This is a genomic window from Rhodoferax sp. ZS1R25 (assembly GCF_056521335.1).
Window position 1 is genome coordinate 36,135 of sequence record NZ_JBWMAZ010000006.1, and the last position, 19,071, is coordinate 55,205.

20 protein-coding genes are annotated in these 19,071 nt (G+C 64.4%); 14 read left to right on the forward strand and 6 right to left on the reverse strand.

Features of this window, described 5'->3' with window-relative positions:
* Positions 1-14: 14 nt before the first annotated feature.
* The 13 genes from AC097R_RS21000 to AC097R_RS21060 all read left to right on the forward strand — a co-directional run bounded on the left by AC097R_RS21000 (position 15) and on the right by AC097R_RS21060 (position 13,546).
* Positions 15-1,103: a GlxA family transcriptional regulator gene (locus tag AC097R_RS21000; protein ID WP_479600165.1), complete on the forward strand. Its 1,089-nt coding sequence runs from the start codon at positions 15-17 to the stop codon at positions 1,101-1,103.
* Positions 1,104-1,346: 243 nt separating this feature from the next.
* Positions 1,347-2,288, forward strand: coding sequence for a choline ABC transporter substrate-binding protein (locus AC097R_RS21005; RefSeq protein ID WP_479600166.1), 942 nt, complete (start codon positions 1,347-1,349; stop codon positions 2,286-2,288).
* 10 nt (positions 2,289-2,298) lie between these two features.
* Positions 2,299-3,159 (forward strand): formyltetrahydrofolate deformylase, encoded by an 861-nt coding sequence (gene purU, locus AC097R_RS21010; protein ID WP_479600167.1) that lies wholly within the window; start codon positions 2,299-2,301, stop codon positions 3,157-3,159.
* Between the two features lie 22 nt (positions 3,160-3,181).
* Positions 3,182-4,642, forward strand: coding sequence for a betaine-aldehyde dehydrogenase (gene betB / locus AC097R_RS21015; protein WP_479600168.1), 1,461 nt, complete (start codon positions 3,182-3,184; stop codon positions 4,640-4,642).
* A gap of 19 nt (positions 4,643-4,661) precedes the next feature.
* Complete coding sequence (gene betA, locus AC097R_RS21020) at positions 4,662-6,332, forward strand: choline dehydrogenase (RefSeq protein ID WP_479600169.1); 1,671 nt, start codon at positions 4,662-4,664, stop codon at positions 6,330-6,332.
* Between the two features lie 174 nt (positions 6,333-6,506).
* Positions 6,507-7,619, forward strand: coding sequence for an ABC transporter substrate-binding protein (locus AC097R_RS21025; protein WP_479600170.1), 1,113 nt, complete (start codon positions 6,507-6,509; stop codon positions 7,617-7,619).
* An 89-nt stretch (positions 7,620-7,708) separates the two neighbouring features.
* Entirely contained in the window at positions 7,709-8,602 is an 894-nt protein-coding gene (locus AC097R_RS21030) for an ABC transporter permease (protein WP_479600171.1), read from the forward strand.
* A complete protein-coding gene (locus AC097R_RS21035; protein WP_479600172.1) occupies positions 8,599-9,387 on the forward strand; it encodes an ABC transporter permease in 789 nt (262 codons plus the stop codon). Before AC097R_RS21030 ends, AC097R_RS21035 begins: the two co-directional genes overlap by 4 nt.
* 19 nt (positions 9,388-9,406) lie before the next feature.
* Positions 9,407-10,465, forward strand: a complete 1,059-nt coding sequence (locus AC097R_RS21040; RefSeq protein ID WP_479600173.1) for an ABC transporter ATP-binding protein — start codon at positions 9,407-9,409, stop codon at positions 10,463-10,465.
* A 16-nt stretch (positions 10,466-10,481) separates the two neighbouring features.
* A complete protein-coding gene (locus AC097R_RS21045; RefSeq protein WP_479600174.1) occupies positions 10,482-10,811 on the forward strand; it encodes a DMT family transporter in 330 nt (109 codons plus the stop codon).
* Between the two features lie 78 nt (positions 10,812-10,889).
* A complete protein-coding gene (mgrA, locus tag AC097R_RS21050; protein ID WP_479600175.1) occupies positions 10,890-11,936 on the forward strand; it encodes an L-glyceraldehyde 3-phosphate reductase in 1,047 nt (348 codons plus the stop codon).
* Positions 11,937-11,946: 10 nt separating this feature from the next.
* Positions 11,947-12,636 carry a helix-turn-helix transcriptional regulator gene (locus AC097R_RS21055; protein WP_479600176.1) on the forward strand — a complete coding sequence of 230 codons (690 nt, stop codon included), beginning with the start codon at positions 11,947-11,949 and terminating at the stop codon, positions 12,634-12,636.
* A gap of 73 nt (positions 12,637-12,709) precedes the next feature.
* Positions 12,710-13,546 carry a DMT family transporter gene (locus AC097R_RS21060; protein WP_479600177.1) on the forward strand — a complete coding sequence of 279 codons (837 nt, stop codon included), beginning with the start codon at positions 12,710-12,712 and terminating at the stop codon, positions 13,544-13,546.
* A gap of 61 nt (positions 13,547-13,607) precedes the next feature.
* On the opposite strand, the gene ptsP is transcribed toward AC097R_RS21060, so the two are convergent.
* The 6 genes from ptsP to AC097R_RS21090 are packed head-to-tail and all read right to left on the reverse strand — an operon-like array spanning position 13,608 to position 18,526.
* Entirely contained in the window at positions 13,608-15,395 is a 1,788-nt protein-coding gene (gene ptsP / locus AC097R_RS21065) for a phosphoenolpyruvate--protein phosphotransferase (protein WP_479600178.1), read from the reverse strand.
* Positions 15,392-15,661, reverse strand: coding sequence for an HPr family phosphocarrier protein (locus tag AC097R_RS21070; RefSeq protein ID WP_479600179.1), 270 nt, complete (start codon positions 15,659-15,661; stop codon positions 15,392-15,394). The genes ptsP and AC097R_RS21070 overlap by 4 nt, the downstream gene beginning before the upstream one ends.
* Positions 15,630-16,076, reverse strand: coding sequence for a PTS sugar transporter subunit IIA (locus tag AC097R_RS21075; protein WP_479600180.1), 447 nt, complete (start codon positions 16,074-16,076; stop codon positions 15,630-15,632). The genes AC097R_RS21070 and AC097R_RS21075 overlap by 32 nt, the downstream gene beginning before the upstream one ends.
* Before the next feature lie 28 nt (positions 16,077-16,104).
* Positions 16,105-17,328 (reverse strand): MFS transporter, encoded by a 1,224-nt coding sequence (locus tag AC097R_RS21080; protein WP_479600181.1) that lies wholly within the window; start codon positions 17,326-17,328, stop codon positions 16,105-16,107.
* Entirely contained in the window at positions 17,325-17,816 is a 492-nt protein-coding gene (locus tag AC097R_RS21085) for a hypothetical protein (protein WP_479600182.1), read from the reverse strand. The genes AC097R_RS21080 and AC097R_RS21085 overlap by 4 nt, the downstream gene beginning before the upstream one ends.
* 5 nt (positions 17,817-17,821) lie before the next feature.
* Positions 17,822-18,526: a DUF4197 domain-containing protein gene (locus tag AC097R_RS21090; protein WP_479600183.1), complete on the reverse strand. Its 705-nt coding sequence runs from the start codon at positions 18,524-18,526 to the stop codon at positions 17,822-17,824.
* A 17-nt stretch (positions 18,527-18,543) separates the two neighbouring features.
* Between AC097R_RS21090 and AC097R_RS21095 the strand changes: the two genes are divergently transcribed.
* Positions 18,544-19,041: a TlpA family protein disulfide reductase gene (locus AC097R_RS21095; protein WP_479600184.1), complete on the forward strand. Its 498-nt coding sequence runs from the start codon at positions 18,544-18,546 to the stop codon at positions 19,039-19,041.
* Positions 19,042-19,071 lie beyond the last annotated feature (30 nt).

Here is a 19,071-nt window from a genome sequence, read left to right on the forward strand (position 1 = left end):
AGCAGGAGCATCACGTGCAACGGACACCCCAGGACATGAACTCGGCCGCAGCCCAGGGCGCGAATGCATCGCGCGCTGATGGCGCGCCCACGCACGTTGGCTTCATCCTGATGCCGGACTACTCGATGATCGCGTTCGCCAATGCCATCGAAACCCTGCGCATGGCCAACTACATCAGCCGCAGCACGCTGTACCGCTGGTCGGTGGTCAGCACCGACCAGGCTGGCGCAGTGGCCAGCAATGGGCTGTGCATGGCCTCGGGCTGTGGCGCCGAGACGCTGTCGGGCTGCGACATGGTGTTTGTGTGCGGCGGCGTCAATATCCGCGCCAACACCGACGACAAAGTGCGCCAGCTGCTGCACCAGTGTGCGGCCAGCGGTGCGGCCATGGGTTCCTTGTGCACCGGCTCGTTTGCACTGGCCAGTGCTGGGTTGCTGGACGGCTACAAATGCGCCATCCACTGGGAGAACCTGGCCGCCATCAGCGAAGAGTTTCCCCGCGTGCAGTTCTCCACCGAAGTGTTTGTGCTGGACCGCGACCGCTACACCTGTTCGGGGGGCACCGCGCCCCTGCACCTCATGCTGCACCTGGTGCGCGCGCACCACGGCGCCAAGCTGGTGATGGACATTTCCGAGCAGTTCATTGTGGAGCGCCTGCGCGCCAGCAACGACCGCCAGCGCATTCCCCAGCCCGAGTGCATTGGCCCGGGCTACCAGCATCTGACCGAGGCCGCCGAGATCATGGCGGCCAATATCGAAGAACCTCTGCCGCTGGCCGAGCTGGCTGCCGTCATCCACGTGTCGCTGCGCCAGCTGGAGCGGCTGTTCCACCGCTACTTCAGCATGAACCCGGCGCAGTACTACATGAACCTGCGCCTGCGCCGTGCGCAGGAGTTGCTGACCCACAGCAGCATGCCCATCATGCAGGTCACTGTGGCCTGCGGTTTTCAGTCGGCATCGCATTTCTGCAAGGCCTACCGCAGCCTGTTCGGCCATTCCCCCAGCGAAGAACGCCGCAACCAGGCGGCCGCCCCCGAGGCCCGCAACGCGCCCCCCAGCCGCCGGACCAGCACCCGCACCTTCGAAGCCATCGCCCACGCCTGAGGCCGGCGCCGGACCGCTGGCGCCAGGCGTTGCTACGCCCGTCCATTTGCTACTTATTTCATAGCTGCTTGCGCAATATCTGCGGGGGCTAGCGGCACTTTTTCCTTAAATTCTCTGTTTCAAGGCCCATGCCGCGCTGGAGCCATTTCACGTCGTTCTGAGCAAAGTTGGGCACGGCCAACCTGCCAAAGTCGCAGGGCGTTTAGCTCGAAATTCCCCCACCTCACACGATTGGAACTGGTCATGAAGCTCACACTCTCGACGCTGGCTTGCACAGCCGCTGTACTCTCCCTCACCGCACCGCTGGCCCAGGCAGAAGATGCCAGCTGCAAGGCCGTGCGTTTTGCCGACGTGGGCTGGAGCGATATCGCTGCCACCACCGGCATGGCCTCGGTGGTGCTGGAAGGCCTGGGCTACAAGCCCACGGTGACCATCGCGTCGGTGCCCATCACCTTTGCGGGCATCAAGTCCAAGCAGATCGACGCATTCCTGGGCTACTGGAACCCCAGCATGACCCCGATGATCGAGCCCTTTGTAAAGGCCGGTCAGATCAAGGTGCTGGACCAGCCCAACCTGGTGGGTGCCAAGTACACCCTGGCCGTGCCCGCCTACCTGTACGACAAGGGCCTGAAAACCTTCGCCGACATTTCCAAGTTCCAGAAAGAGCTGGACGGCAAGATCTACGGCATTGAGCCCGGCAACGACGGCAACGCCCTGATCATCGACATGATCAAGAAGAACGACTTCAACCTCAAGGGCTTCAAGATCGTGGAGTCGTCTGAGGCCGGCATGCTGGCCGAAGTGATGCGCTCCACCCGGGGCAGCAAGCCCATCGTCTTCCTGGGCTGGGAACCCCACCCCATGAACGTGCAGGTGAAGATGAAATACCTGGAGGGTGGAGACGCCGTGTTCGGCCCCAACCTGGGTGAGGCCAAGGTGTTCACCGCGATTCCGCCAGCCTACGAAACCCGCTGCCCCAACGTGGTGGCCCTGCTGAAGAACCTGCAGTTCAACACCGGCATGGAAAACAGCGTGATGCTGTCCATCATGGGCAAGGCCAAGCCCAATGCCGCCGCCAAGGACTACCTGAAGAAAAACCCTGCCGTGCTGGAAGGCTGGCTCAAGGGCGTGAAGACCTTCGCGGGCCAGGACGGACTGCCTGCCGTTGTCGCGTCCCTGAAGTGAGCAGGACTGCATGAGCCTGGACACCGCCACCCACTACTGTCTCAACCTGTCTTGCGGGAGTGCCCGCGGCCAGGTGGCCGCCATCTCGAACCTGCTGAACGAGCATGGCGCCTACATCGAGCAGTTCTCTGTGTTTGACGACCACACCACGGAGCGGTTTTTTGTGCGCGGTGTCTTCAGCCTGCGCAGTCCGGTGCAGGTGCTCGAACACGCACTCACCGGGCTGGCCGCGACGTTCCCGAATGCGCAGTGGAAAGTGCACGACCTGGCCGTACCTACCAAGGTGCTCATCATGGTCTCCAAGTTTGACCACTGCCTGCGCGAGCTGATTGCGCAATGGCGGCGCGGCGAACTGAATATGGACATCGTGGCCGTGGTGTCCAACCATGCCGACCTGGCCAGCATCGCCCAAGCCGAGGGCCTGCCATTTCACCACCTGCCCATCAGCGCCGACACCAAGCCGCAGCAGGAAGCGCAGCTGGAACACATCATTGTGGACACGGGCGCAGAGTTCGTCGTGCTGGCCCGCTACATGCAGGTGCTCAGTGAAGACCTGTGCCATCGCCTGCATGGCCGCGTCATCAACATCCACCACTCCTTCCTGCCCGGATTCAAGGGCGGCAAGCCCTACCTGCAGGCGTTCGAGCGTGGCGTCAAACTCATCGGTGCCACGGCCCACTTTGCCACCACCGATCTGGACGAGGGTCCTATCATCGAACAATCCGTCGAGCGCGTAGACCACGCAGACACGCCCCAGAACCTGGCCCAGGCGGGTCGGCTGGTGGAGAGCCTGGTGCTCTCGCGTGCCATGCGCTTTGTGCTGGACCGGCGGGTGTTCATCAACGGTAAAAAAACGGTGGTGCTGCGCTGAGCCGCAGCCAAAAAGGACGCTTGTGACGGATGTTGTAGTTCCCAGTTTTATTGACGGCCAGGCCGTGCACGGCAGTGGCGCGCGCTTTGACACCCTGAACCCGGCCACGGGCCAGGTCATCGCGGGTGTGCATGACTGCACGCCGGCCGATGTAGAGGCCGCCGTGGCCGCCGCCCAGCGCGGCTTTGCGGTCTGGTCGGCCCTGACCGGCACCGAGCGCGGCCGCATCCTGCAACGCGCGGTGCAAATCCTGCGCGCGCGCAACGACGAACTCGCCGCCCTGGAAGTGCAAGACACTGGCAAACCCTGGCAGGAGGCCCAAGTGGTTGACGTGGCCAGCGGTGCGGACTGTATCGAGTACTTTGCCGGCGCCGCTGCCACCTTGGCCGGTGCCCAGTACCCGCTCAAAAACGCCTTCGCCTACACCCGCCGCGAACCCCTGGGCGTGTGCGTGGGCATCGGTGCCTGGAACTACCCCATCCAGATTGCGTGCTGGAAATCCGGCCCCGCGCTGGCCGCGGGCAACGCGATGATTTTCAAACCTTCAGAGCTAACCCCAATGACCGCGGTGAAGCTGGCCGAGGTGTACCTGGAGGCCGGTGTGCCTCCGGGTGTATTCCAGGTGCTGCAGGGCCGTGGCAACACCGGCGCCCTGCTGGCCGCGCACCCCGATGTGGCCAAGGTCTCCGTCACCGGCTCGGTGCCCACCGGCAAACGCGTCATGGCCAGTGCTGCAGACACACTCAAGCGCGTGACCATGGAGCTGGGTGGCAAGTCAGCGCTTGTGGTGTTTGAGGACGCAGACTTCGAGCAGGCCGTCACCGCCGCCATGATGGCGAACTTCTACACCCAGGGCGAGATCTGCACCAACGGCACCCGCGTCTTCGTGCAGCGCAGCATGCTGCCGCGCTTCATCGCGCGCCTGCAGGAGCGCACCGCGCTCTTGCGTGTGGGCGACCCCATGCACCCCGACACCGAGGTGGGCGCATTGATTTCAGCCGCGCACCGAGACAAGGTGATGGGCTACATCCAGATCGGCAAGGACGAGGGCGCCACCCTGGTGTGCGGCGGCCACACCGTGGCCGTGCCAGGCATGGAAGGCGGCTACTTTGTGGCCCCCACCATCTTTGCCGATTGCACCGACCCCATGCGCATCGTGCAGGAGGAGATCTTCGGGCCCGTGATGTCCATCCTGGCGTTTGACGACGAAGCCGAAGTGCTGCGCCGTGCCAACGACACCCGCTTCGGCCTCGCCGCCGGTGTGTTCACGCGGGACAGTGCGCGCGGCCACCGCATGGCGGCCGGCCTGAAAGCGGGCATCTGCTGGATCAACAACTACAACATCACGCCGATCGAAATGCCGTTCGGCGGCGCCCGTGAATCCGGCATCGGCCATGAGAACAGCATGGTCGCGCTGGAACACTACACCCAGCTCAAAACGGTCTACGTCGAACTCGGCCAGGTGGCCTGCGGCTACCGCTAACCCTTCGCCACGCCTTGCCATGCGCACAGAAACTTTTGACTACATCATCGTGGGGGCCGGCTCTGCCGGCTGCGTGCTGGCCAACCGCCTGACCGAGGATCCCGAGGTGTCGGTGCTGCTGCTCGAAGCCGGCCCGGGCGACAAGAGCATCTTCATCCACATGCCCTCGGCGTTTGCTTACCCGCTGGCCAACGACAAGTACAACTGGTACTACCACTCCGAGCCCGACCCGTACATGAACCACCGCACCATGTACTGCCCACGCGGGCGGGTGCTGGGGGGCTCCTCGTCCATCAACGGCATGGTGTACATCCGCGGCCACGCCATGGACTACGAGGGCTGGGCCTCCCACGCCGGGCTGGAGAACTGGTCGTATGCCGACTGCCTGCCCTATTTCCGCAAGGCCGAAACACGGGCCAAGGGCGGGGACGATTACCGGGGCGACAGCGGTCCCCTGCATGTGTCCACCGGCGCCTGCAAGAACCCGCTGTACACCGCCTTCATCGAAGCGGGCCAGCAGGCCGGCTATGCCCGCACCGACGACATGAACGGCTACCGCCAGGAGGGCCTGGGCCCCATGGACATGACCGTGCACAAGGGCCGACGCTGGAGCACCGCCATGGCCTACCTGCGCCCCGCGCTGCAACGCCCCAACCTGCAGGTGCGCACCCGCGCCCTGGTAGCGCGCGTCACCTTTGCAGCCGACACCAACCCGCCCCAAGCCACGGGCGTGGAGGTGGTCAACGGCCACCGCACCGACACCATTCGGGCCAACCGCGAGGTGATTCTGTGCGGCGGCGCCATCAACTCGCCACAACTGCTGCAGCTCTCCGGCATTGGCAACCCTGACGCACTGCGCGCCCTGGGCATCCCCGTGGTGGCCCCGCTGCGCGGCGTGGGCGAGAACCTGCAGGACCACCTGGAGACCTATGTGCAGTACGCCTGTCAAGAGCCCATCACGCTCTACAGCGCGATGAACCCCATCGCCAAGGTGAAGATCGGGCTGGAGTGGATGCTCAAGGGCACGGGCCTGGGGGCGACCAACCACTTTGAATCGGGCGGCTTTATCCGCAGCGAGGCCGGCGTGCAACACCCGGACCTGCAGTACCACTTTCTGCCCATGGCGATCAGCTACGACGGCAGTGCGCCAGCGAGCTTCCACGGCTTCCAGGCGCATGTGGGGCCCATGCGCCCGACCAGCCGCGGCTTCGTCAAGATCAAGAGCGCCAACCCCAAGGAAGCGCCGCGCATTCTGTTCAATTACATGGCCACCGAGCAGGACCGCAAGGAGATGCGGGCCGGCATCCGCCTGACCCGTGAAATCTTCAGCCAAAAGGCCTTTGACCGCTTCCGGGGCGAGGCCGTATCGCCCAAGGACGATGTGCAAACAGATGCAGAGATCGACGCCCACATCCGCGAGCACGCCGAGAGCGCGCTGCACCCGTCCTGCACCTGCCGCATGGGCAGTGATGAGATGGCGGTGACCGACGGCAGCGGCCGCGTGCATGGGGTCACCGGCCTGCGCGTGGTGGACGCGTCCATCATGCCCGACGTGGTGAGCGGCAACCTGAATGCGCCCACCATCATGCTGGCCGAAAAAATGGCCGACACCATCCGCAACAAGCCCGCCTTGCCGCGCTCGCAGGCGCCGTTTTTCATACACCCTGCGTACGAAACGCAACAGCGCTGAAGCGTGGTGCGGCGCAAGTAACAAAAAAGCGTCACTTTCTAGTTCAGTTGCGACACGCGCAATTGCGCTGCAGGGGGGTTCAGGGGGAAGATGCTAAGGCCGTCATGCATCCGTCACAGGACTGTCATTTGGAACCTGAACACTGGCGACGCTTTCTTTTTTATAGGGAACTTTATGTCAACACGTTTTTCTGTTCGCCCCGCGCTCAGCGCCTTGACCACCGCCGTTCTGGCCGTCTGCGCGGCACCTGCCGCCCACGCCCAGTCCGCCGAATTGATTGCTGCCGCCAAGACCGAAGGCCAGCTGACGGTGATCGCCCTGGCACGCAACTGGTGCGGCTACGGCCCCATCATTGATGCCTTCAAGGCCAAGTACGGCATCAAGGTCAACGAGCTGAACCCTGACGCAGGTTCGGGCGACGAAATCGAAGCCATCAAGGCCAACAAAGACAACAAAGGCCCCCAAGCCCCTGACACCATTGACGTGGGCCTGTCCTTCGGCCCCGCTGCCAAGGCTGCCGGCCTGATCCAGCCCTACAAGGTCTCCACCTGGTCCACCATTCCCGATTCCGCCAAGGACCCTGAAGGCTACTGGTACGGCGACTACTACGGCGTGCTGACCTTCCAGGTGAACACCGACCTGGTCTCCAAGGTTCCGACCGACTGGGCCGACCTGCTCAAACCCGAATACAAAAATGCAGTCGCCCTGGCGGGTGACCCGCGCAGCGCCAACCAGGCCATCCAGGGCATCTACGCCGCGGGCCTGGGCACCTCCGGTGGTGATGCGTCCAAAGCCGCTGCAGGCGGTTTGAAGTTTTTCTCTGACCTGAACAAGGCCGGCAATTTTGTGCCCGTGATCGGCAAGGCGGCCTCCTTCACCCAAGGCACCACCCCCATCATCATCCGCTGGGACTACCTGGCCCTGGCCGACCGCGACACGCTCAAGGGCAACCCCAAGGTGGAGGTCGTGGTACCCAAGTCTGGTGTGATTGCCGGGCAGTACGTGCAGGCCATCAGCGCCTACGCACCCCACCCCAACGCAGCCAAGCTGTGGATGGAGTACCTGTACTCCGACGAAGGCCAGCAAGGTCTGCTGAACGGCTACTGCCACCCCATCCGCTTCACCGACATGGTGGCCAAGAACAAGTTCACCAAAGCCTCGCTGGACCATCTGCCGCCTGCCGCGGCCTATTCCAAGGCTGTGTTCCCGACCCTGGACCAGCAGAATGCGGCCAAGGAAACCATCACCAAGCAATGGGACCAAGTGGTGGGAGCCACCGTCAAGTAAGCCTTTGGCTTGAACATTGCTAATCGGGCAAGACCGCAGACCGCGGTCCTGCCCGATTTTGTTTGGTAACGCTTCTGCCTGAACTGCCCATGCCTGTCGCCTCACCCGCCTCCCAAGCACCGCCCGCGGTCGCTGCCAAACCGGCCTCCTTCAACCTGCTGGGCGTTGTGCCCTTCATGCTGTTCGCGCTGCTGTTTCTCATTTTGCCGACGGGCTACCTGATGGTGGGCGCCTTCCAGGATGCCGAGGGCCGCTTCACGCTCGCCAACCTTCGCGGCTTGATGGAGCCCAATGTGCTGGAGGCTTACTGGATCAGTTTCAAAATCAGCGCGGCCTCCGCCCTGGGTGGCGGCCTGCTGGGCTTTGTGCTCGCATGGGCTGCCGTCATGGGCAAGCTTCCCGCGTGGATACGCCCCACGCTGATGACCTTCTCCGGCGTGGCCTCCAACTTTGCCGGGGTGCCACTGGCGTTTGCCTTTCTCTCCACCTTGGGGCGCATGGGTCTGGTCACCGTGCTGCTGCGCACCTACCTGGATGTCAACCTGTATGCCAGCGGTTTCAGCATCCTGAGCTTTGTGGGCCTGGCCCTGACCTACCTGTACTTCCAGATTCCGCTCATGGTGCTCATCGTGACCCCGGCGCTGGAAGGCCTGAAAAAGGAATGGCGTGAGGCCTGCGACTGCCTGGGCGGCACCGCGTTCCACTACTGGCGCTATGTGGCCCTGCCAGTGCTCTGGCCCAGCATGGTGGGCGCTATGCTGCTGCTGTTCGCCAATGCCTTCGGTGCCGTCGCCACGGCCTACGCGCTGACTGGCAGCTCGCTCAATATCGTGCCCATCCTCTTGTACGCGCAGATCCGCGGTGACGTGCTGCACAACCCCAACCTGGGCTACGCCATGGCGCTGGGCATGATCGTGATCACCGGCCTGGCAAATGCCGGTTACATGGTCCTGCGCAGCAAGACCGAAAGGAGCCGCGCATGAACCGCCAGTCCCGCCTGGGCGCCTGGATCGCCATGGCCATCGGTGCCAGCTACTTCCTGATCCCGCTGATCGCCACCTTCGAATTCAGCCTGCGCATGCGGCGCGGCGAATACAGCTTCGATGCCTACCGCGTCGTGTTTGCCGACCCGCAGTTTCAGACCACTTTTGGCTACTCCATCGTGATGGCCGTGGTCACCATCCTGGTGGGCGTGTTGCTGGTGGTGCCCACGGCCTACTGGGTGCATTTGCGCATGCCCAAGCTGCGCCCGCTGGTGGAGTTCATCACACTGCTGCCCCTGGTCATCCCGGCCATCGTCATCGTGTACGGCTACCTGCGCATGTACAACAGCAGCTCCATCATCCCGCTCACCGGCAGCGAGCGGGCAACCGACTTTTTGCTGATGTGCAGCTATGTCACGCTCGCGCTGCCGTATATGTACCGCTCGGTGGACACGGGGCTGCGCACCATCGACATCCGCACGCTCACCGAGGCCGCCGAGGTGCTGGGCGCCAACACCGCCACCATCCTGTTCAAGGTGATTTTTCCCAACATCACCTCGGCCATCCTGTCAGGCGCCTTCTTGACCTTTGCGGTCGTCATCGGCGAGTTCACCATGGCCAGCCTGCTGGACCGCCCGGCCTTTGGTCCCTACCTGCAGCTCATCGGTGCCAACCGCGCGTATGAGCCTTCTGCGCTGGCGGTGATTGCCTTCCTGCTGACCTGGGCCTCGATGGGCTTGATCCAGGTCTTCGGTCGCAACTCTGCAGCACGCACCCAAAAATAATTTTTACGAGAACTCCGACATGGCTTTTCTGGAAATCTCCCAGCTGCAAAAACACTTCGGCAACCAAACAGCCGTCAAGGACTTTTCCATCTCCATCGAGAAGGGCGAGTTCATCACCTTCCTCGGCCCCTCGGGCTGCGGCAAGACCACCATCCTGCGCATGCTGGCGGGCTTCGAGTCGCCCTCCCAAGGCAGCATCGTGTTTGATGGACAGGACGTGACCCAGCTGCGCACCAGCCAGCGCAATGTGGGCATGGTGTTCCAGTCGTACGCGCTGTTCCCCAACATGACGGTGGCGCAGAACATCGGCTTTGGCCTCAAAGTGGCCAAGATGCCGCAGGACCAGATTGACGCGCGCGTGAAAGAAATGCTGGCGCTCATCAAGCTGGAGAAACTGGCCGACCGCTATCCCTGGCAGATGTCGGGTGGGCAGCAACAGCGCGTGGCCCTGGCACGCGCAATTGCCAACAAACCCAAAGTGCTGCTGCTGGACGAACCCCTGTCGGCGCTGGACGCCAAGATCCGCATCTCTCTGCGCGAAGAAATCCGCACGCTGCAACGGGCCCTGAACATCACCACCGTGTTCGTGACCCATGACCAGGAAGAGGCCCTGTCCATCTCCGACCGCATCGTGGTGCTGAACGAAGGCGGTGTGGAGCAGACCGGCACGCCGTCCGAGATTTACAACGTTCCGCGCACCCGCTTTGTGGCCTCGTTCATCGGCACGCTGAACCAGGTGAACGCCACCGTGGCCGACGTGCAAGCCGGCACCCTGCGCGTGGGCGACCAGACCCTGACCAGCAGCCACCCCCTGACCGGCCTGCAAGCGGGCCAGTCCTGCATGCTGGCCCTGCGGCCCGAGGCCGTGAGCATGGCCGCACCCGAGGCTGGCAAAAACAACCTGCAGGTGGTGGTGGACGACGTGAGCTTTCTGGGCTCCATCGTGCGCATCCGCACGCGGGCTGGCGACCAAGTCGTGTCGCTGGACGTGTTCAATGCCCCCCATCGGCAACTCCCGCAACGCGGCACACCGGTGAACCTCAGCTTCGCGCACGAGAACCTGCTGGTGCTGCAGTAACGACGGGGCGCACCGCATGAACTGGTTGTACCTGGCGATTGCCATCGCCTGCGAGGTGTTCGCCACCTCGGCACTCAAAGCGACGGAGGGCTTCACGCGCTGGCAACCGTCGTCGCTGGTGGTGGTGGGCTACGGCCTGGCCTTCTTCTTTCTGTCACTCACGCTGCGCAGCATCCCGGTGGGCGTGGCCTATGCCATCTGGGCCGGGGCCGGGGTGGTGCTGGTGTCGATTGCCGGCTGGTTGCTGTACCAGCAGGCACTGGACGCGGCCGCCATCCTCGGCATTGGCCTGATCGTGGCCGGCGTGCTGGTCATCAACCTCTTTTCCAAGGTGGTGGTGCACTGAAACCCCGCGCCCACCGGCGGTGCCAAAAAAGGCCACAATGCTGCATTCTGTTGTTCCACCTTTTTTGTGAAGTGCACCATGTACCACGCAGCCTCTGACCGTTACGACGGACGTGTTCCCTACCGCACCTGCGGCAAAAGCGGCCTCAAACTCCCCGCGGTGTCGCTGGGCCTGTGGCACAACTTTGGCGATGCCACGCCCTTCCAGACCCAGCGCGACATGCTGCGCACGGCCTTTGACCTGGGCATCACCCACTTCGACCTGGCCAACAACTACGGCCCGCCCTACGGCAGCGCCGAGACCAACTTTGGCGAGCATCTGCGCCGCGACTTCAAACCCTACCGCGACGAGCTGCTGATCTCCAGCAAGGCTGGCTACGACATGTGGCCGGGCCCCTATGGCCAAGGCGGCGGTTCGCGCAAGTACGTGCTGTCCAGCCTGGACCAAAGCCTCAAACGCATGGGCCTGGAGTACGTGGACATCTTCTACAGCCACCGCTTTGACCCCGACACCCCCCTGGAAGAAACCATGGGCGCACTGGCGACCGCCGTGCAACAGGGCAAAGCGCTGTACGCCGGCATCAGCAGCTACTCGGGCACCAAAACGCGCGAAGCCGCGGCCATCCTGAAAAGTATGGGCGTGCCCATGTTGATCCACCAACCCTCGTACAGCCTGATGAACCGCTGGATCGAGGAAGACCTGCTGGACGCGCTGGACGACACCGGCATGGGCTGCATCGCCTTTAGCGCGCTGGCCCAGGGCCTGCTGACCAACAAGTACCTCAACGGTGTGCCAGCCGACGCCCGCATCAACCGCCCCGGCGGCGGATCGTTCAACAAGGACCACCTGAGCGAGCAGAACCTCAAGCATGTGCGCGCCCTCAACGACATCGCCCTGGCCCGCGGCCAGAGCCTGGCACAGATGGCCACGGCCTGGGTGCTGCGTGACAAGCGTGTCACCTCGGCCCTGATTGGCGCGAGCAAGCCTGAACAGATCATCGACCTGGTGGGTGCCATGGGCAACCTGACGTTCAGCGCCGACGAGCTGACCACCATCGACCGCCACGCGGTGGACGGCGGTATCAACCTGTGGAAGCGCCCCTCCACAGACCAGCGCCTGGCCTGAAGCAGCCCCCATGCACGCCGCCCATGGTTCCTTGTCGCTGCGCCAGTACGGCCCATCGCCCGGCAGCCATGCGCACGACCATTTCCAGGTGCTCTTGGGCCTGGAGGGCACGCTGGAGCTGGAAGTACAAGGCCGCGGCCAGCGCATCACGGCCGGCGGCGGCTGCGTGATTGCGCCCGGCGAGCGGCATGACTTTGAGGCCAACGGCAACGCGCGCTGCCTGGTGCTGGATACGGCCGAAGCCGACTGGGCGGCTGCCGTCGGCACACCGGTGCAGCCGGCCACGGCGCTGGCCCTGGCGCATTACCTGCAGCTGGCCTTGGCCGAGCAAAACAGCCTGGCGCAGCACTATGGCCCGCTTTTGCTGCTGGACTGCTGGCGCGCGCCAACAACCCAGCCCACCCGCAGCCAGCGCCGCATTGACTGGGGCGGCCTGAACCTGTGGTGCCAGCAGCAGCTGCACACGCCGCTGACCGTGGCCAATCTCGCCCAACAGGTGTTTTTAAGCCCTACCCAGTTTGCCGTGCGCTGCCAACAGGAAACCGGCATGCGCCCCATGCAGTGGCTGCGTGACTTGCGCCTGCAACGGGCCCGCCAACTGCGCGCCCAAGGCCTGGCCATGGCCGACATTGCACGCCGCTGCGGCTACCAGTCCGCATCGGCCCTGACTGCCGCCCTGCGCCAGCACACGCGCCACTGAGCAGCGGCAACACCACCGTTTCGCGACAGCAGACCGTGGTTGCGCGCTAGCACCTGCCGCTAAGCTTGTCACCATGCAAGCCTCCCTCCTCGCCCTCGCTGCCATTGCCCTTTGGGGTTCGCTCGCCCCGCTGGGTGTCTCGCTGGGCCATGTGCCACCGTTTTTGCTGACCGGCTGGGCGCTGCTGATTGGCAGCCTCATTGGGCTTGTCCTCTCCAACGGCCGGGTGCAACAGTGGCGGGTGCCCGCATCCACACTGGCGCTGGGCGTGTACGGGCTGTTTGGTTTTCACTTTCTGCTGTTCATTGCGCTGCGCCATGCGCCACCGGTGCAGGCCAACCTGGTGAACTACCTGTGGCCGCTGGGCATTGTGCTGATGGCGCCGCTGTTCCTGCCCGGCATGCGGCTGCAGGGCCTGCACATTGCGGCCGCGTTGCTGGGCTTTGCCGGTGCGGCGCTGGCCATTGTGGGCGGGCGTGACTTGCAGGGCGGCTTTGCGTGGGGCTACGTGCCGGCGCTGGTCTCGGCCTTCGTCTGGGCCAGCTACTCGCTGCTGACCCAGCGGGTGCCCGCCTTTCCCAGTGCGGCCATTGGCCTGTTCGGGCTGGTGTCTGGGCTGCTCTCGCTGCTGTGCCACACGCTGCTGGAAACCCCGGTCGATTTGAGTGCGCACGACTGGGCGCTGCTCGCCGCCATGGGTCTGGGACCGCTGGGTGGCGCGTTTTACCTGTGGGATGCGGCGCTCAAGCGTGGCGATGCGCGGCAGATCGGCGTGCTGTCCTTCCTCACGCCGCTGCTGTCGACGCTGGCGCTGCTGTGGCTGCGTGGCGAGTGGCCGAGCGCCTCGGTGGTGCTGGCGGCCGTGATGATTGTGGGGGCTGCGGTGCTGGGCTCGCGGGCTGGCAAATAGGCTAATTACGAGTCAAATCGATCTCTAGCCCCCGTCAATACTGCGCGAACAGCTCCTGTTTTTATAGCGGCATGGGCCGGCTACTGAGTTCCTCGCCGGGCTCTTCAGCGTCGCACACACCCTGCGCCCAGGCCTCCAGCTTGCCGGCGTCGGCGCGCAAGATCTCTTGTTTGACCGCGAGTATCTGCGCCGGGTGCATGGAGAAGCTGCGCAGGCCCAGGCCCAGCAGCAGGCGCGTCATGCTCACGTCGCCGGCCATCTCGCCGCACACGCTCACGTCCTTGCCCTGGGCGCGGCACTCGGCAATGGTGTCGGCCACCAGGCGCAGCACCGCGGGGTGCATGGGGTCGTACAGATGCGCCACCGACTCGTCGGCCCGGTCGATCGCCAGCGTGTACTGGATCAGGTCGTTGGTGCCGATGGACAGGAAATCAAAGTACTTCAGGAACAGCCGCAGGCTTAAAGCCGCGGCCGGAATCTCGATCATCGCGCCGAGCTGAATGGGCCCGTAGGCCACGCCACGGCGGTCCAGCTGGGCGCGCGCCTTCTCCACATGGGCAATGGTCTGGCGGATCTCGCTGGCATGGGCCAGCATGGGGATCAGCATGCGCACCTTGCCATGCGCCGCGGCGCGCAGGATGGCGCGCAGCTGGGTCAGAAACATGCCGGGGTCGGCCAGGCTCCAGCGAATGGCGCGCAGGCCGAGCGCGGGGTTCAGGTGGGCGTCGTCGCGCACCGAGGCGTCCAACGGCTTGTCGGCGCCCACGTCCACCGTGCGGATCGTCACAGGCAGGCCCTGCATGCCCTCCACGGCTTTTTTGTAAGCCTGGTACTGCTCTTCCTCATCGGGCAGGCGACCCTGGCGGCCCATGAATAAAAATTCGCTGCGGAACAGGCCCACACCCAGCGCGCCGGCCTTGAGCGCCACCTGCGCGTCCTCGGGCATTTCGATGTTGGCCAGCAGTTGCACGCGCTGGTCGTCCATGGTCACGGCGGGCGTATGCAACAGGCGCTGCAGGCGGCCGCGCTCCAGCTCGCCCTGGCGCTGCTTGAAACCGTACTCGGCCAGGATGATGGGCGAGGGGTCCACGATGACCACGCCGGCATCGCCATCGATGATGATCCAGTCGTCCTGGCGCACCAGCTGGCTGCAGGTGCGTGCCCCCACCACGGCCGGAATGTCCATGCTGCGCGCCACGATGGCGGTGTGCGAGGTCTTGCCACCCACGTCGGTGATGAAGCCGGCAAACACGCTCTGCTTGAACTGCAGCATGTCCGCCGGCGACAGGTCGTGCGCGATCAGCACCAGCGGCACGTCCACCGTGTCGTCCAGCAGCAGGTCTTGTTGCGAGGGCTTGCGCGGGCTGCGCTGCACCGGCTGCAGCACGGGCGACTGCGCGCCCTTCATGGCGCGCAGCACACGTTCGCAGATCTGCTCCATGTCAGTCTTGCGCTCGCGCAGGTAGGCGTCTTCCATTTCGTCGAAATGGCGCGCAATGATTTCCAGCTGTGTGGTCAGCGCCCACTCGGCGTTGTACAGCCGGTCGGTGATCCAGTGCTTCACCCCTGCCACCAGCTCTTCGTCCTGCAGCAGCATCAGGTGCACATCCAGCAGGGCCGACAACTCATGCGGCGCCTCCTTGGGGCCCATGCGCGTGATGCTGTCCTGCAGGCGCGCAATCTCTTCCACCACCGCATCGCGCCCGGCGCGCACGCGGTCTATCTCCGATTCCACCTCATGGGGTTTGACGAAGTAGTGCGCCACATCCACGCGACTCGACGCCACCAGCACGGCACGCCCAATGGCAATGCCGCGCGAGACGGTGAGGCCGTGGATGGAGAAAGTCATTCGCCTTCGCCAAACTTGTCGTTGATCAACGCCAGCAATGCGTCCATGGCTTCCTGCTCGCGCTCGCCGCTGGTTTCCAGCATGACTTCGGAGCCTATGCCGGCGGCCAGCATCATCACGCCCATGATGCTCTTGGCGTTCACGCGGCGTTCGCCACGGGCCATCCACACCTCGCAGGGGAAACTGCCTGCCAGCTTGGTCAGCTTGGCCGACGCTCGGGCGTGCAATCCCAGTTTATTGACTATGGTCGTGTTGGTGCTGATCATGGGGTTTGCGATGTTGGTTTTGGGGAGCGGTGACCGCCACTTGCATGATGCTCTGGATACCGCCCGCCAGCGCCCGCGTGACCAGCACGTCCAGGACTTCATGGCGGTAGTTGACGGTGCGCAGCAGCATGGGCAGATTGGCGCCGGCCACCAGTTTGGTGGTGATGCCATCCACCACCTTTTGCGCCACATTGCAGGGCGTGGCACCGAACACATCCGTCAGCACCAAGGCCTGCGGTGTGCCCAGCTGGGCCAGCAGCGCCTGGGCCGCCACGCGGGTGATGTCGGTGCTCTCGTTGGGGGCCACGTCCAGCGCCAGCACACCGGCTGCCGCTTCGGGGTACACGTGCAGGGCCGCCGTGCGCAGCGCACTGGCCAGCGGTGCATGGGCGACGATGAGAATGCCTGTGTTCATGAAAGGGCGCAGAGGGGGTGGAAGGGGATTATGGCGCCTTTGCCCGCAAGAAATGCGCATAGGCCGCGACACAGGTGAGGCCATACACACCAAAGCCCGCCTGGTATGCCGCCACCTCTCCCAACCCGAGCGCCCTGAAGCCGTCCAGCAGCAAGCCGATGCCCCACTGCACGGCAAACACGCCGGCAAATATCATCAGGTTGTAGGCCGACAGCGCCCGCCCCGCCAACGCGGGCGCAAAGGCCATGCCCACTGCCGGCTGCGCCAGCGCGCATACCGTGCAGCTCACGCATACCAAGGCAAACAGCACCGTAGCCCCCGTAGTAATTGCGCCAGCAGCTATCAAAAGAGTAGCAAAGAGCAAAAAATTCACCGGCAGCCCCAGCGTGATCAGGCGCGTGGCGGTGTAACCCTGGCGTGCCAGCCAGGGGTTGGCCCAACCCCACAGCAGGTAGGCCAGCAGCATGGACACGTTGAGCCAGAACAGACCGGTGGCCGCCTGCAGCGCGCTGTACCCCGCCACCTTGACCATCCACGGCCCGGCCCACAGCGTTTGTAAAGCCACCAGCCCGCCGTAGTTGAAGAAGCCCAGCGGCGCCAGCTTGCGGAAATACGGGTGGCGCCAAACCTCGCGGTAGCTGGCCAGCACCCCCTCTTGCGCGGGCGCCGCCGCAGCCTCGGCGGGCCAGGCGGGCGATTGCCAGGCAATGGACAGCACCGCCAGGGCCACCAGCGCACCGAGCACCACGAAGACACCGCGCCAGCCGATGACCGGCATCAGCCACTGCACCGGCAGCGTGGACGCCACCATACCCAGTGCTCCCACCATCAGCATCCAGGAGTTGGCGCGCATCTGCTGCTCGGGGGCGTACCAGCGGCGGTAGCCGGTCAGCGGAGCCATCAGGCAGGCACTGACGCCCGCACCGCACAACACGCGCGCCGCCATCAAACCCCAAAAGCTGGTGGCCAACGCAAACGCGAGGCAGCCCACCAGGGCCACCGACAGAAATGCGATCTCCACACGTTGGGGGCCCATGCGGTCCAGCCAACGGCCCAGCGGCAGCTGGGTGGCAGCGAAGCCCAGAAAGTAGCCACCGGCCAGCAGCCCCAGGTCGCGTGACTGCAGGCTGAACTCCTGCACCAGCGTGGGGGCCAGCGTGGCGGTGATGGCCCGGATGAGGGCGGAGAGAAAGTAAGCCAGCCCAAAGGCCAGAAAGACCCCCACGGCCTTGCGGGGCGACAGCAGCGTCATGGCTGCGGCGTCTCGGCGAAAAACGGCTCTGTCATGTCGGGCCCCAGCCGCTCGGCATACACCGCCCAGTGAACAATCTGGCGCCCCCGCAGGCGCCACAACAGCTGGGCTTGCACCGCGCTGCCGTCGGGGCGCAGACCCTGTGCCTGCAGCAGCGTGGCGCCCGCCATGGGCTGGTCTTGCACCTGGCTGGCGCGCAGCGCCGCCAGTGCCTGGGCCCGCCAGGCGGCCAGCACCTCGGGTGCGGCCACGCCTTCGGGCAACTCCACACGGCTCACCGCAAACAGCGCGCCGGCCGCCTCGCAGCCCACCATGTCCATCGCCAAGGTGTGCGGCACCAGCGTCACGCTGCGCTGCGCCTTGTCGGGTTTACAGGGCAGCATCACCGGGACCGACGCCACGCTGGCCTGGCGCCAGTTCAGCGCCGGACTGCAGGCGGACAGTACAGCAAGCCCCAGCACCGGCAGCAGTGCCCGTGCGGTCGCCACGCGCCTCACTTCAGCGCGCCAAAGACCTTGGTCAGAATCGAGCTGCCGTACGCCACGGGGTTTTGGCGGATCTTTTTCTCCTCTTCCGAAATCATGAAGAACAGGCCATCCAGCGCCTTGCCGGTCACGTACTGCTGGATGTTGGCGTCTTCCTTTTTCATCAGCCCCAGCTCCGAGGCCTTGCCGGCCAGCTGGTTGTACTTGTCGGCCAGGCCGACTTTCGCCGTGGCCTTGGTCACGATGGGCAGGAATTTGACGCCCAGCGGCGAGCGGGTTTTTTCGGCAAAAAACTGGGTCACTGCGGTGTCACCCCCCGTCAGAATGCCCTTGGCATCGTTCACTGACATGGTCTGCACCGCCTTGACCAGCAAGTCCTTGGCCATGGGCACGGCAGCCTCGGCACCGCGGTTCATGGAGGTCACCAGCTCATCCACGCGGGCGCCCTGGCCAAAGGTGCGCAGCAGTTTCCCGGCATCTTCGAGGTAACCGGGCAAAGGAATGCGAACTTTTTCGTTGCCCAGGAATCCATCCGTGGTGCCCAGAATGCCTACGGCGGCCAACGCGCCTTTTTCCAGCGCGGTTTTCAAGCCCTTGGAGGCGTCTGCATTGGTCAGGTCCTCCAGACTCAAGGCGTAGGCGGGTTGCAAACTGGCTGCTGCCCACAGGGCGGCACTGGTCAGCGTGAAAGAATTAAAATGTCGACGGTCCATGCGGGGTACCTACTGAGATGAAAAAACAAATCGTGATCGCCAGCATCGTAGCGGCTTGTGCCGTGCTTGCTGGCGCTTATTTGCTGGGCAGTGGCAATGCCGCACCAGCCTCGACCTTCGTGCTACTGGACGGTTCGCACAAGCAAACCACCGACCTCAAAGGCCGCGTGACCCTGGTGAATTTCTGGGCCACCAGCTGCGTCACCTGCGTGGCCGAGATGCCCAAGGTCATCGCCACCTACGAAAAATACAAGGGCCAGGGCTACGGCACCATGGCCGTGGCCATGTCTTACGACCCGCCCAGCTACGTAGTGAACTATGTGCAGACCCGCAAGCTGCCGTTTGACGTGGCCATCGACAATACCGGTGCTGTAGCCAAGGCCTGGGGTGAAGTAGGCATCACCCCCACCAGCTACCTGGTGAACAAGCGCGGCGAGATCGTCAAGCGCTACGTGGGCGAGCCCAATTTCACCGAGCTGCACCAGCTCATCGAAAAACTATTGCAGGAAACCTGAGCGGTTTCCTGCAACCGCGCAGCAGGCGAA